The organism is Streptococcus iniae, from assembly GCF_030732225.1.
Classification (GTDB): domain Bacteria; phylum Bacillota; class Bacilli; order Lactobacillales; family Streptococcaceae; genus Streptococcus; species Streptococcus iniae.
In genome coordinates, this window is sequence record NZ_CP132230.1 from 693,938 (window position 1) to 709,080 (window position 15,143).

At 38.0% G+C, this 15,143-nt stretch carries 13 protein-coding genes; all 13 read left to right on the forward strand.

Features of this window, described 5'->3' with window-relative positions:
• Positions 1-12: 12 nt before the first annotated feature.
• A complete protein-coding gene (gene uxuA, locus Q9317_RS03430) occupies positions 13-1,059 on the forward strand; it encodes a mannonate dehydratase (protein ID WP_003100150.1) in 1,047 nt (348 codons plus the stop codon).
• A 50-nt stretch (positions 1,060-1,109) separates the two neighbouring features.
• Positions 1,110-1,949 (forward strand): SDR family oxidoreductase, encoded by an 840-nt coding sequence (locus Q9317_RS03435; RefSeq protein WP_003100151.1) that lies wholly within the window; start codon positions 1,110-1,112, stop codon positions 1,947-1,949.
• 66 nt (positions 1,950-2,015) lie between these two features.
• Positions 2,016-3,545, forward strand: a complete 1,530-nt coding sequence (locus Q9317_RS03440) for a hypothetical protein (RefSeq protein WP_016355878.1) — start codon at positions 2,016-2,018, stop codon at positions 3,543-3,545.
• Between the two features lie 123 nt (positions 3,546-3,668).
• On the forward strand, positions 3,669-4,475 hold the full coding sequence (locus Q9317_RS03445) for an HAD family hydrolase (protein WP_003100157.1): 807 nt from the start codon (positions 3,669-3,671) through the stop codon (positions 4,473-4,475).
• 30 nt (positions 4,476-4,505) lie between these two features.
• Entirely contained in the window at positions 4,506-6,296 is a 1,791-nt protein-coding gene (locus Q9317_RS03450) for a glycoside hydrolase family 3 protein (RefSeq protein ID WP_003100159.1), read from the forward strand.
• A gap of 152 nt (positions 6,297-6,448) precedes the next feature.
• Positions 6,449-7,000: a GNAT family N-acetyltransferase gene (locus Q9317_RS03455; RefSeq protein WP_003100161.1), complete on the forward strand. Its 552-nt coding sequence runs from the start codon at positions 6,449-6,451 to the stop codon at positions 6,998-7,000.
• The gene (spxR, locus tag Q9317_RS03460) at positions 6,993-8,282 is read left to right on the forward strand and encodes a CBS-HotDog domain-containing transcription factor SpxR (RefSeq protein WP_003100163.1); all 1,290 of its coding nucleotides are present in this window, start codon (positions 6,993-6,995) and stop codon (positions 8,280-8,282) included. The genes Q9317_RS03455 and spxR overlap by 8 nt, the downstream gene beginning before the upstream one ends.
• A 26-nt stretch (positions 8,283-8,308) precedes the next feature.
• Positions 8,309-9,169, forward strand: coding sequence for a methionyl aminopeptidase (locus tag Q9317_RS03465; RefSeq protein ID WP_003100165.1), 861 nt, complete (start codon positions 8,309-8,311; stop codon positions 9,167-9,169).
• 1 nt (position 9,170) lies between these two features.
• Positions 9,171-10,124: a YihY/virulence factor BrkB family protein gene (locus Q9317_RS03470; RefSeq protein WP_003100167.1), complete on the forward strand. Its 954-nt coding sequence runs from the start codon at positions 9,171-9,173 to the stop codon at positions 10,122-10,124.
• Positions 10,125-10,194: 70 nt separating this feature from the next.
• The gene (aroA, locus tag Q9317_RS03475; RefSeq protein ID WP_003100169.1) at positions 10,195-11,478 is read left to right on the forward strand and encodes a 3-phosphoshikimate 1-carboxyvinyltransferase; all 1,284 of its coding nucleotides are present in this window, start codon (positions 10,195-10,197) and stop codon (positions 11,476-11,478) included.
• A complete protein-coding gene (locus Q9317_RS03480; RefSeq protein WP_003100171.1) occupies positions 11,471-11,989 on the forward strand; it encodes a shikimate kinase in 519 nt (172 codons plus the stop codon). Before aroA ends, Q9317_RS03480 begins: the two co-directional genes overlap by 8 nt.
• Before the next feature lie 127 nt (positions 11,990-12,116).
• Complete coding sequence (locus tag Q9317_RS03485; protein ID WP_003100173.1) at positions 12,117-13,553, forward strand: LCP family protein; 1,437 nt, start codon at positions 12,117-12,119, stop codon at positions 13,551-13,553.
• An 81-nt stretch (positions 13,554-13,634) separates the two neighbouring features.
• Positions 13,635-14,993, forward strand: coding sequence for a 23S rRNA (uracil(1939)-C(5))-methyltransferase RlmD (gene rlmD / locus Q9317_RS03490; protein WP_003100174.1), 1,359 nt, complete (start codon positions 13,635-13,637; stop codon positions 14,991-14,993).
• Positions 14,994-15,143: the final 150 nt, after the last annotated feature.

The window sequence follows — 15,143 nt, forward strand, 5'->3', positions numbered from 1 at the left end:
AGAGGTAATACTATGGAAATGTCATTTAGATGGTACGGGGAAGATGATCCTGTTAGCTTAGAAAATATCCGCCAAATTCCAACGATGAAAGGGATTGTAACAGCTATTTACGATGTCCCTGTTGGGGATGTTTGGCCTGGTGAACGGATTAAACAATTAAAAGAAACTGTTGAAGCATCGGGACTTAAGATTTCCGTCATTGAGTCAGTGCCAGTTCATGAAGACATTAAATTAGGACGCCCAACACGTGATGCTTTAATTGACAATTATATTCAAACCATTAAAAACCTTGCTGCAGAAGGCATTGATACCATCTGTTACAATTTTATGCCGGTTTTTGACTGGACACGTACGGATTTGGCTTACCCTTATCCAGATGGGTCTAATGCACTGATTTTTGATGAGGAAGTGTCTAAGAAAATGGATCCGGTTAATGGTGAATTATCATTGCCGGGTTGGGATAGCAGTTATACTAAAGATGAAATGCGTGAAATTATGGATGCCTATGCTAAAGTGGATGAAGAAAAACTTTGGGAACATCTAGATTACTTTATCAAACGGATTATTCCTGAAGCTGAAGCTGTCGGAGTTAAAATGGCCATTCACCCGGATGATCCACCTTATTCTATCTTTGGTTTACCAAGGATTATCACAGGACTTGATGCGGTGGAGCGTTTTGTGAAACTTTATGATAGTAAGAGTAATGGTATTACTCTTTGTGTTGGTTCTTATGCATCGGATCCTCAAAATGATGTTTTAGCGATTTCTCGCCGTGCCTTTGAGCTTGACCGTGTCAACTTTGTTCATGCACGTAACATCAAACTTGGAGAAGGAAAATCCTTTAAGGAATCCGCTCATCCATCGGAATATGGTTCTATTGATATGTATGAAGTGGTCAAATTATGTCATGAATTTAACTTTGAAGGTGCTATTCGTCCAGATCATGGACGCATGATTTGGGGAGAAAGTGGTCGTCCAGGGTATGGGTTATATGACCGCGCTCTAGGAGCAACCTACCTCTCCGGATTGTACGAAGCTGTTCAAAAATCTGCTTTATAAGTTCTTATGATTTGATAAGCACAGGTGAAAGGTATTTAGAGGAGACTACAATGAGTAGAGTAATTGATTTTAAAGATAAAGTTGTCGTGGTTACAGGGGCAGGTGGTGTGCTTTGTGGTTTTATGGCAAAAGAATTTGCCAAAGCTGGCGCAAAAGTTGCACTTTTAGACCTTAATCAGGAATCAGCCCAAAAATATGCTAGTGAGATTGAAGCTGAAGGGGGGATAGCAAGAGCTTACAAAGCAAATGTCTTATCGAAAGAAAATTTAGAAGAAGTCCGAAAAGCTGTTGTCAATGATTTAGGGGCAGCTGATATTCTTGTCAATGGTGCTGGAGGGAACTCCCCTAAAGCAACAACAGATAATGAATACCATACCCTTAATTTACCAGATGAAACCAAAACATTTTTTGATTTAGATGAAGCTGGAATTAGTTTTGTGTTCAATCTTAATTATTTAGGAACCTTATTGCCAACTCAAGTCTTTGCTCAAGACATGGTTGGTAGGCCAGGTGCTAATATTATTAATATTTCATCAATGAATGCTTTCACACCACTGACAAAAATTCCGGCTTATTCAGGTGCCAAAGCAGCTATAAGTAATTTTACACAGTGGCTTGCAGTTCATTTCTCAAAAGTTGGGATCCGTTGTAATGCAATTGCTCCTGGATTTTTAGTGACAAACCAGAATCGTGCGTTACTCTTTTCTGAGGATGGACAACCAACAGCTCGTGCAGAAAAAATCCTCACCAATACTCCAATGGGACGTTTTGGAGAAGCAGAAGAATTAATTGGTGGCCTCTTCTTCTTAGCTGATGACAAATCAGCAAGTTTTGTTAACGGGGTTGTTTTACCAATTGATGGTGGTTTTTCTGCCTATTCGGGTGTTTAAGTATTCATATAATCATCACTTAACAATCAATACTAGTTAGGTGATTTCTATAGAAAGGAATTAATAATGGCTAAAATCTTTTCATTAAAAAGTGACCAACTTGAGAAACTTAGGACTATTAACCCCCTATTGGTATCCTACAATGTTGAATTTGCAGAAGTCACAGGAGGCACTTTTTGGAAAGCTTATTCTAACAGTCAGATAACTGGTGAAGAAGCTTTTGACGTTGAGCCGTCAGAAGAAGGTATTGAGGCAATGTACAAGGATTTGATGCAGGTCTATAAGCCAATTAACCTTTACGATGACAAGCTCCGCTATTTAGCCAAAGCATTAGGGCAAGCTTGGGTACGTGTTTCAGGAACGTGGTCTACTAAAACCTATTATGATTTTGATGGTTCCTGTAATGGACAAGTTCCAGAGGGGTATTTGAATCTTTTAACAAAAGAGCAATGGTTAGGGGTTTTAGACTTTGTAAAAGCCATTGATGGAAAGCTGAAAATTTCAATGGCAAATTGTCCAGGTTTACATAGTGCAAAAGAACCTTGGCATCCAAAGGAAGCTGAGAAAATTTTTTCAATGAGTAAAGCCTATGGGGTTCCTATTGAAGCAGTTGAGTTTGCCAATGAGCCTAATATGCTTGAAGATACGGGTTTTCCAGAAGGTTACACGGCAGCAGATTATAGACGTGATCAAGATTTATTTTTTACTTGGTTAGATCTTCATTACCCGGAATGCCTAAAGGTTGGACCGAGTACAACTGGCGGTGATAATGTTGTTTTTGGAAAAGCAAATCAACAAGGGACAGGTGGTATTGAACAGGTGGCTCGTCACCTTCTTAACTGTTCAGATTTAATGGAGGGAACTCAAGTCCCACTTGATGTTTTTTCATACCATTACTATAATGGTGTTTCTGAAAGACTTGCTTCAATTATGCCAAGTGCACATTGGTCTGCTGAGGAGGCCTTGAGCGAGGATTACCTTGCAGTAGCTTCAGATTTTTGTAAAACTTATCTGCCACTGCGAGATCGTTATGTTCCTGAAGCAGAGATGTGGGTAACAGAATCCGGAGATGCTGGTGGCGGGGGAAATACTTGGGCATCAACTTTTCTTGATGTTCCAAGGACGTTAAACGAACTAGGAACATTTGCTCGCTTAACTAATGGAATAGTCTTTCATAATACACTAGCAGCTTCAGACTATGGCTATTTAGCGCGTGATGTTTTTGATCCACGCCCCAACTACTTTGCAGTCTTGTTGTGGAAGCGCCTAATGGGGAATGATGTTTTTGATAGCACTATTGCAATTCAAGAAGGGGCTCATATCTTTGCACATTCTCGTAAAGATGGCCAAGAAGGAAAGGCTTATCTAATCATTAATAATTCGGAAAGTTCTGAGACACTTGTTAATCTCCCAAAAGAAGCAGAACTCTATCTCCTTGAAGGTGAAGCTAAAGATAAACGGGCCAGAAGAATGACATTAAATGGCCAACTTCTTCAATTAAGTGAAGATAATCAGTTACCAGAATTGTTACCTCAGACAGTTCCTGCTGGTCAATTAAGTATTCCAAAAACATCTTGTGCTTTTCTTATTTTATAAAAATCAAAGGCCAAAGGTCATATGACTTTTAGCCTTTTTAAGAGTATTTTTACAATTGACAGCGATTAACATGTGTGATACAATTAAATCATCAGATGATTCAAAGCGATTTAGGAGGCTTAAATGGCAGAAAAAAGAAATAAATTTGTCTTCTGTGTTGATTCAGATGGCTGTGCAATGGATACAATGACCTACAAACATCAGCTTTTTTTTGGACCGATTGCGGCTGACACCTTTGGTATTAAAGAAAAAAAAGATTTTTTGAAAGAATGGAATCGTGTAAACCTTTATTCTAGAACTCGTGGAGTTAATCGATTTGTCGGTTTGGTTATGGGACTTGATTATGCAGGTGTTACAGAGATTGAAAATCTTAAAAAGTGGGTAGAAACAACAGCATCATTATCTAACCAAGCTCTAGAAGAAGCTATTGCTGCTAAGGATAGTGAAGATTTAAAAAAGGCTTTGCAATGGTCTAAGGAAGTTAACCATCAAATAAGAGCGTATCAAGGGGAGGTTTTAGCTTTTCTGGGAGCACGTGAAGCATTGGCAAAATTGCAAGCACTTGGTGATGTTTATGTTGTTAGCTCTGCAAATAAAGAAGCAGTAGTCGAAGAATGGCAAAATCAAGCTTTAATGCCTTATGTCAAAGACTTGTATTGTCAAGAGCGTGGCAAAAAAGAAGATGTGATTGCAGAACTCATTGCTAAAGGGTACGACAAGGAAAAAATCATGATGGTTGGTGATTCTCCAGGTGATTTAGTAGCAGCAGAACTTAATCAAGTTCAGTTTTACCCGATATTAGTTGGAAAAGAAGAAAATTCATGGTTGGATTTAAAAGATGGTTTAGCTGATGAATTTGTAGCAGGTCATTTTTCAGATTTGGATGCCAAAAGTCTTAAAGACGCATTTTGGCAAAATTTAGATAAGTAAGTGTAATTGGAAAGCAGAAAGGATGACAAGATGACACATCTAGTGGATTTAAGTAAGAAACCCTACAATCTTGAACAAGACGCTATTGACTGGGTTGAAACTACGATAGCTTCTATGACTCTAGAAGAGAAGATTGGGCAACTATTTGTTAATATGGGAAGCAGTCGATCTGAAGACTATCTAACACAGGTTATGGCTGATTATAAATTTGCAGCTGTTCGCTATGCACCTGGGCCGGCTGCAGAGATTTGGGAACAAAACTATATTTTACAAACCAAGTCAAAAATTCCAATGCTTATTGCAGCAAATACTGAATCTGGTGGAAATGGTGCCGTTACAGATGGAACAAAGATTGGTGATGAAGTTAAAATTGCTGCAACCGCTGATCCAAAATATGCTTATGAGTTGGGAAGAATTGCTGGTATTGAAGCTTCTGCTGTTGGTTGTAATGCTTCATTTGCACCGATTATGGATTTAAGCCGTAATTGGCGTAATCCAATTATTGCAAATCGCACCTGGGGAGCAGATGTGGAGCAAGCGCTTAACCTTTCAAAAGAATATATGCATGGGATCATGGAACAGGGGATTATTCCATTTGCTAAACATTTTCCAGGAGATGGTATTGATGAGCGAGATCATCACCTTTCTTATGCTTCGAACCCAATGACAAAAACGCAATGGCTGGAGACATTTGGCCGTATTTATGGGGAAATGGCAAAAGAAGGTCTTCCAGGCATTATGGCAGGTCATATCCATTTACCAAATGTTGAAAAAGAAATGCATCCAGAGCGTGATTTTGATGACATGCTTCCTGCTTCTTTGAACAAAACACTACTTGATGAATTGTTACGTGGCGAACTTGAATACAACGGTGCCATTGTTACAGATGCTTCACATATGGTTGCTATGACAGCATCAATGCCTCGTCGAGAACTTTTACCAACAGCTATTGAAGCAGGTTGTGACCTTTTCTTGTTCTTTAATGATCCGGATGAAGATTTGCAATGGATGAAAGAAGGGTATGAGAAAGGAATCCTCTCTGATGAGCGACTGCATGACGCCTTACGACGTACCTTGGGATTAAAAGCTCTCTTAGGGTTACATCAATTTGAAGGTCGTCGGGAACAAATCATGCTAGCTAAAGAAGAAGCAATGGCTCTGATTAATACAGATGAGGCTAAGACTGTCTCGGACCAAGTTGCTGATAAGGCCATTACTTTGGTTAAGAATAAGCAAAAATCCATTTTTCCAGTAACACCTGAACGGTATAAGCGTATTTTAATTGTTGAAGTTGATGGTTATAAAGGAGGATTTGGAGCACTGATTAATTCAGGCAAAAAACGTGCTTCAGACACTTTGAAAGAACTACTTGAAGCAGAAGGTCATGATGTTTCCATTTGGGAAAATACAGAAGAACGGATAAAAAACTTACCAGAAGAGGACCGACCAGCAGCTATTCAAAATGTTTATGCTTCCAAGCGACCAATTGCCCAAATCACAGATAACTACGATTTAATTATTAATTTGGTTGATGTCAATTCTGGTGGAACAGCACAGCGTATTATTTGGCCAGCAGCAAAAGGAACACCTGATCAACCCTTCTATGTCCATGAGGTACCTACAATTGTTGTCTCTGTACAGCACCCATTTGCTCTGGCAGATATGCCACAAGTAGGAACCTACATTAATGCCTATGATGGCATGTCAAATACTGTTGCAGCCTTAGTTGAAAAACTAGCAGGTCGCTCTAAATTTACAGGTATCTCACCAGTAGATGCTTATTGTGGATTGATTGACACACATATTTGGCGTTCTTGTTAATATCTTTATGTCTAAGTGCCAACCTTCGGGTTGGTTTTTTCTTTACTGTCACCTTTCAATGTAACAGTTCAGAGTAAAATGCTATCTGTTATAGTAAAATATGATAATATTTGTTATAATTGTATCAACTTAGGCATTTTGAAAGGATAGCAATGGATATTTGGACAAGGCTTGCAGCATACTCCTTTGTTGAAACCCAAAGACTTTTTTTAAGACCTTTGACTTATCTTGATGCAGCTGATTTTTTTGACATATCGGGAAACCCGGACCAACTGGATTTTATCTTTCCAGCTCATTTTTCCAAAAAGGAAAGCGACTACTTGCTGACGCATACTTTTTTGAAAAATCCCCTAGGAATATGGGCTATTTGCAGTAAGAATAAGAATCAAATGATTGGAGTCATTCGCCTTGAGAACCTTAACCAAAGACATCTAAGTGCAGAAATATCCTATTTTCTTCATAAAGATTATCGGGGGCAAGGCTATATGACAGAAGCTCTAAAGACCCTTGTTTTTCTTTGCTTTCAAGAATTTTCTTTTAAGAAGCTTTTTATTATCACACATCTTGAAAACACAATCAGTCAGAAATTAGCCCAAAAAGTTGGCTTTAAAATGCTTCATGCCTATAAGGGAAGTGACCGTTATAGTCATAAAATGCGACATTATTTAAAATATCAATTACAGTCAGGTGATGATCATGAGTAAACATCAAGAAATTTTAGATTATTTGGAAAAATTAGCCATTGGAAAAAGAGTGAGTGTGCGAAGCATCTCGAATCATCTTCATGTTAGTGATGGAACAGCTTATCGTGCCATTAAAGAAGCTGAGAATCGTGGTATTGTTGAAACAAAACCACGCAGTGGTACGGTTCGTATTGAGAAAAAGAACCGTGTTCGCATTGATAAATTAACCTATACTGAAATTGCTAGAATTAGTGATTCTGAAGTTGTAGCGGGTAAAGCGGGACTGGGGCATCAATTTAGTAAGTTTTTTGTTGGTGCAATGACTGAAAAAAATGTCGATCATTACCTTTCAAAAACCATGGGTGGTTTGCTTATTGTTGGTGACCGTGAGAATATTCAGCTGTTAACCTTGAAAAAACACAATGCTGTTTTAGTAACGGGAGGTTTTCCTATTTCAAAACGGGTGATTGAAACCGCAGATAAATTGGGCATCCCAGTCATGGTTACAAAATATGATACTTTTACAGTAGCTACCTTAATCAATAATGCTTTGGCTAATTTTAGGATTAAAACAGACCTGAAAACAGTTGGCCAAGTGCTTGTACCAGTAGAAGATTATGGTTACCTTTATGTTGACAATTCGATTAATGATTTTAACAAATTAATTAAAACAACTAAAAATGTCAGGTTCCCTGTTCTTGATCATTCTCAAAAAGTAGTTGGTGTTGTCAGCATGCGTGATGTGGTTGATCAAACCCAAAACACCAATTTAGGCCAATTAATGACAAAGAGTCCTATTACAGCTAAAGAAAGCACCAGTCTTGCCAATATCAGTCAAAAAATGATTTTTGAAGATTTAAACATGCTTCCAGTTGTTGATGAGGATCATAAACTTATCGGTGTTATTACAAGACGCCTTGCCATGGAAAACATGCAAGCCAGTCAGAATGAAAGTAAGAACACTTACAGTAATTACATTTTGTCTGAATTAGAAGAAGCTAATAATCATTTTCAAATTATTGTTGAGCCCCGAATGATTGATAGCAGTGGTAACCTTGGTTATGGCGTTATTTCAGAACTTATTAAAGAGGTTACCTATAGCACCTTAACAAGGTCATCTCAAAAAAATATCATTATTGAACAAATGATGATATACTTTTTACATGCCGCTCAAATTGATGACCAATTACGGATTTTTCCAAAAGTCATTACAGAAACAAGACGTGGTGCAACAGTAGATTTTGAAATTTACGTTGAAAATCAAATCATTGCTAAAGCAGTTGTTACAACAAAAATTAATTAGATAAAGAGATAGAGGAGACAATCGAAATGATAACATTAAAATCTGAACGTGAAATTGAAGCTATGGATAAGGCTGGCGACTTTTTAGCCTCCATTCATATTGGTTTGCGTCAGATCATTAAACCAGGTGTTGACATGTGGGAAGTTGAAGAGTATGTTCGTAAACGCTGTAAGGAAGAAAATGTTCTTCCCTTGCAAATTGGTGTTGATGGCCATGTTATGGACTATCCTTATGCTACTTGTTGTGGCCTAAATGATGAGGTTGCTCATGCTTTTCCAAGACATTACATGTTAAAAGATGGTGACTTGCTTAAAGTTGATATGGTCTTAAGCGAGCCACTTGATAAGGCTGTTCTTGATGTGTCAAAACTTGATTTTAATAATGTTGCACAAATGAAGAAACACACAGAAAGTTATAGCGGTGGTTTGGCAGATTCTTGTTGGGCATATGCTGTTGGTCAGGTTTCTGATGAGGTGGAAAATTTGATGGCTGTAACTAAAGAAGCCATGTATTTAGGTATTGAGCAAGCTAAAGTTGGCAATAGAATTGGTGATATTGGCGCTGCTATCCAAGACTATGCAGAAAGCCGTGGATATGGTGTTGTTCGTGATTTAGTAGGCCATGGTGTTGGTCCAACAATGCATGAAGAACCAATGGTACCAAATTATGGAACAGCTGGTCGCGGCCTTCGACTTAAAGAAGGAATGGTCCTAACCATTGAACCGATGATTAATACTGGAACATGGGAAATTGATACAGACATGAAAACAGGTTGGGCACACAAAACCCTAGATGGTGGCCTATCTTGCCAATATGAGCATCAATTTGTCATTACAAAAGATGGTCCGGTTATCCTAACCAGCCAAGGAGAAGAAAGAACTTACTAGTATGGAAAAGAAAAGTTTTATTAACAGGATTATTGACAAGTGGCAATATGAACCTGTTCAAGCTTTTATGAGGCATTTTAACAGCTCAGAAATGGATTTATCCTCTATTGCTGTTGCCTACTACCTCATTTTGACGGTTTTCCCTCTGATTATTATTGCTGCTAATATCTTTCCTTATTTAAATATTGATATCTCAGATTTATTACTTTTGATGAAGGAAAATCTGCCAAAAGATATTTATCGACCAGCTTCAGCTGTGGTTACGAACATTTTTTCAAAACCCGCTGGTGGGATTTTGGGAGTGGCGACAGTAGCGGGGTTTTGGACAATGTCGCGAAGTTTAACCTCACTACAAAAGGCTATTAATAAAGCTTACGGAGCTTCTGAACACCGTGATTTTGTTGTTAGTCACTTGGTTGGACTCTTAATTAGTATTATTATTTTGTTTCTGCTGACTTTTGTATTGATTTTCTCAACCTTTTCAAAAGCTACAATTCAAGTTTTAGATAAGCACTACCATTTAAGTGATAATATCGTGTCCTTATTCTTACTTTTGATTCAACCTACAACAATTGTGATTATCTCAATTGGTTTGATGATGCTTTACTTTTTACTGCCAAATGTCAAAATCCATAAAATCAGATACATTTTGCCTGGAACGGCATTTACAGCTTTTATGATGACCTTTATGAGTAATATGATTGCCAATTATGTGGTGCATAATGTAGAACGTATGGTCGATATCAAAGCTTTCGGATCAATTATGATTTTCATTATCATGTTATGGTTCATTTTTATGGCTAGAATATTAATTTTAGGAGCTATTTTTAATGCAACCTACCAAGAGTTAGATTTAGGTAAACTCGAAGGTAGAAGAGGTGATGTTGCCTCTATTATCAAAAAAACCTTAGGCAATAATTCAACTGAAAAAGACAAAGAATCTCATCACAAATGATGAGGTTTTTTGATGCTAGAAGTAAAAAATGGCTTATGGTAAAATAGACAATAGTTGAAAAGGAGATAAGATGAAACTCAGAACCAATGCATCAGCTTTAAAAGGAAGACTTGAGATACCAGGAGATAAGTCCATCAGTCACAGGGCTCTGATTTTTGGTGCCATTGCAAATGGCCTCACAGAAATTGAAGGCTTACTTAAAAGTGATGATGTTTTGGCAACTATGGCTGCCTTTCAAGCAATGGGTGTTGCTATTATAGAAGAAGAACATAGCATCAAGGTTTATGGAAAAGGAATTAAGGCCCTGAAAAAACCTTGTCATGATTTGGATATGGGAAATTCTGGAACCTCCACACGCTTAATAGCAGGCGTTTTAGCAGGCTGCCCTTTTAAGAGCCAAATGATTGGAGATGCTAGTTTATCACGACGACCAATGGACAGAATAGCAGTCCCATTAAATCAAATGGGAGCAAAAATTACAGGCCATGGTGATAAGGTTCAACCGCCATTAGGCATTGAAGGTAGTTCTCACTTACAAGGCATCACTTATCAGATGCCAGTGGCCTCAGCCCAGGTGAAATCAGCCATTTTACTTGCAGGTCTACAAGCTCAAGGACAAACTGTTATCTATGAAAAAGCCATTAGTCGCAATCACACTGAAGACATGATTAGAGCTTTCGGTGGGAAAATAACTGTTGATGGCAAACACATTTCTTTGACTGGTCCACAAGAATTAGTGGGGCAAAATATTCAAGTTCCAGGAGATATCTCAAGCGCAGCTTTCTTTATTGTTGCGGGACTAATCATTAAAGGTTCAGACCTATTACTCAAAAATGTCGGCATCAATGAAACACGAACGGGAATCTTAGATATTGTCAAACAAATGGGAGCTAACATTGAGATTCTGAATGAAAATAAGGCAACAAAGTCTGCGGATTTACGGGTTCAATACAGCAGTTTGAAGGCAGTTAAGATCTCTGGCGACATTATTCCACGGTTGATAGATGAATTACCAATCATTGCTTTGCTGGCAAGTCAAGCAGAGGGACAAACCCGTATTTGCGACGCGCAAGAATTAAAGCACAAAGAAACAGACCGCATTAAAGTGGTTGTTGAGACGCTTTCGTCCTTTGGGGTGCCTATTGTTGCAACAGACGATGGCATGATTATTAATGGCCCTTGTCATCTTCATGCACATTCGGCTCATGCTCATTTAGATCACCGCATTGCTATGATGGTAGCTATTGCAGCCTTACTGGTAAAAGAGGGAGATGTGGAGTTAGAAGGCCATGAAGCGATTAGTAGCAGTTATCCAAAATTCTTTACAGATTTAGAAAGGTTATTACATGACTAAAGTATTACTAGGATTTATGGGAGTAGGGAAAACCACAATTGGGTCATTTTGGGACGATGACTTTTTGGATATGGACACGATGATTCAAAATCGCATTGGAATGACAATTGCTGACTATTTTGCCACAGAAGGTGAAGAAGCCTTTCGCCAAAAAGAATCTGAATTACTACAGGAATTAATGTCACGTCAAGGCCATTACCTCATTTCAACAGGTGGTGGTATTGTGACAAGTGCAGTTAACCGCAGTCTTTTGCAAAAAAACAAACACGATAATATTTTGTTAAGGGCGTCATTTGAAGTACTCTACGATAGAATTAAAAGAGATGCAAACACTCAAAGACCATTATTTTTAAGTAAGAGTAAAGTAGAATTTCTGGAACTGTATCAAAAGCGTATGTCTCTTTATCAAGGACTTGCAGATCATGTGATTGACGTGGACCATAAAACACCTGAGGAAGTTGTTGCACTTATCAAGGCTATTTCATGTAATGAAAGCCCTGGTCTTCTCTAGTGTTTAACATTAATGTGTAGTGTAAATTAAAGTTTTTTGAGACAATCAGGCCATTATAGGTTATAATGGAATTATTGAACGTATGATAAATCAGACAGTATGAGACTACTAAGAGTTGGAAAATGATATGACAAGAGATAAAAGAGGTGGCCTAAGCCATCACGAAGAATTAAGATATTTTTATTTATTAAGGAATTTAAGTTATTTAAGTGAGTCTGAAAATAGAGAATTTCGCTATCTGAAGTCTAAAATGGAAGCAGGTAAACCAGCAGGTTATCACACGCCAAGTAAGCCAAATTATGGTCAAACCTCAGAGCAAACTTATTATCCTGAAGACACTTATTACCCAAGAGAAGATTATCCTCAAAATGAAAGCTTTGCACCAGGAGGTTTACCTCTTTACCCACAAGAGGAACGCTTGTCAAGACGCAGTAAACGGTACACAAAAGATACACAAATGCAAGAACCTGTTTACTTTGATGATGCCGAGTATTACGAAGATAATCAGGAAGCTTATTACCAAGAGGACTACTTTGAAGAGCCAAAAGTTAAAGCCAAGAAGAAAAAATCTTTGAAGAAAACCTTTAAACTCATTGGAATTATCTTGGTAGTCATCGTTTTGGGCTTGATTGTGATGTTCTTTAAAGGCATGTTTGACGTTTCAAATAACAAAAAGGATTACAAACCTGCTGTTACAGAAACTTTCCATGGGGTTGACGCAGTTGATGGCACAAATATTTTAGTTTTAGGTTCCGATCAAAGGGTTACCCAAGGATCATCAGAAGCTCGAACAGACACTATTATGGTTGTCAATGTCGGTAACAAAGAAAAGAAAATAAAAATGGTCAGCTTTATGCGTGATACCCTGGTTAATATTCCTGGATATAGTTACAACGACTATACCTATGACTTAAAATTAAACACGTCATTTAATTTAGGGGAGCAAAATCATAATCAAGGAGCCGACATGGTTCGTAAAACCTTGAAACATAATTTCGATATCGACATTAAATATTATGTCATGGTTGATTTTGAAACCTTCGCTGAAGCAATAGACACCCTCTTTCCAAATGGGGTTAAAATGGATGCTCGCTTTGCTACTATTGATGGCGCAGCGGTGTCTTCAGTTGAAGTTCCTGATGATCTTCGCATGAAAGATGGCGTCGTGCCAGATCAAACCATTAAAGTTGGTGAGCAGATGATGGATGGAAGAACCTTACTGAACTATGCTCGTTTCCGTAAAGATGACGAGGGGGATTATGGACGTACTGTTAGACAGCAACAAGTCATGGAAGCTATTATGTCGCAGATAAAAGACCCAACAAAACTCTTTACAGGATCTGCTGCAATTGGTAAAATTTATGCCCTAACCTCAACCAATGTTTCCTTCCCTTTTGTCTTACAAAAAGGCTTATCAGTTATGACATCAGGAAAAGGCGTGGAACATGTGACCATTCCAGAAAATGGGGATTGGGTTGATGATTATGACATGTACAGTGGCCAAGGATTAGCTATTGATTTTGATAAATACCAAAAACGCCTAACTAAAATAGGATTGCGCTAAAGTATGCTATAATGAAGAGTACTAAAGTTACTCTTCTTTTTTAATGGAGAATGAAGAGATTTACAGAAAAAAGGAAAACGAATGAAAAAAAATGATATTGTAGACGTTGAGATTGTTGATTTAAGCCATGATGGCGCAGGTGTAGCTAAGCATGAAGGAATGGTTTTCTTCGTTGAAAATGCCCTACCTGGGGAACGTCTCTTAATGCGAATCCTAAAGCTAAACAAAAAGATTGGCTTTGGCAAGGTTGAAGAGCTTTTGGTTAAATCGCCTCACCGTAATGATGCTATAGATGCTGCTTACTTACGTACAGGAATCGCAGATTTCGGACACTTGGCTTACGCTGAGCAATTAAAATTCAAGACAAAACAAGTTAAAGATAACCTTTATAAAACTGCAGGAATCACAGATGTCCAAGTTGCAGATACACTTGGCATGGACACACCTTATGCCTACAGAAATAAAGCACAAATCCCAGTTCGTCGTGTTAATGGTCAATTAGAAACAGGATTTTTCCGAAAAAATTCTCACGATCTATTACCAATTTCAGATTATTTGATTCAAGATAAAGAAATTGACCGTTTGGTTAATTTTACCCGTGATCTCCTTCGCCGTTTTGAAGTGAGCCCATATGATGAAAAGGAAAAAACAGGATTAATTCGCAATATCGTGGTAAGACGTGGACATTATAGTGGTGAAATGATGTTGATTTTTGTCACGTCACGTCCAAAAGTCTTTCGGGTTGACCACATGATTGAAAAAATCACAGAGACCTTTCCAGCAGTTGTTTCAATTATTCAAAATATCAATGACCAAAATGGGAATGCTATTTTTGGTAAGGAATTTAGACTTCTTTATGGCAAAGACAGCATCACAGATACAATGCTAGGGAATAGTTTTGACATTTCTGCCCAATCTTTTTATCAAGTCAATACACTAATGGCTGAAAAACTGTACCAAACAGCAATCGACTTTTCAGACCTTACAAAAGACGATATTGTGATTGATGCCTACTCAGGCATTGGAACAATTGGCTTGTCTTTTGCCAAACAAGTCAAAAAAGTTTATGGAGTTGAAGTTATCGAAAGTGCTGTCAAAGACGCCGAAAAAAATGCTAGTAAAAATGGCATCAAAAACGTTTCCTTTGTTACTGATTCAGCTGAAGCTGCCATGGAAAAATGGAGCAAAGAAGGCCTTAAACCAACTGTTATTTTAGTAGACCCACCACGCAAAGGCCTCACAGAAAGCTTCATCAAAGCAAGTGTCGCAATGGCACCTGAAAAAATTACGTACGTATCATGCAACCCAGCAACCATGGCGCGTGACATCAAACAGTACCAAGAACTAGGGTACAAACTAACCAAAGTACAACCAGTAGATCTATTTCCACAAACCCATCACGTGGAGTGTGTAGTGTTGCTACAACGAAGAAAAGGGTAAAAATCCTTTATTTTAAGTAGTTTTACAAATCATCTTTACTGGTGAAGGGGAATCACTACAGAAATAAAGAGATTAAAGACTACATCAATGTTTCTGTAGTGATTGATATGGAGTGGGGAGATACAAGAAGCGTTAATTAATATTTAAACT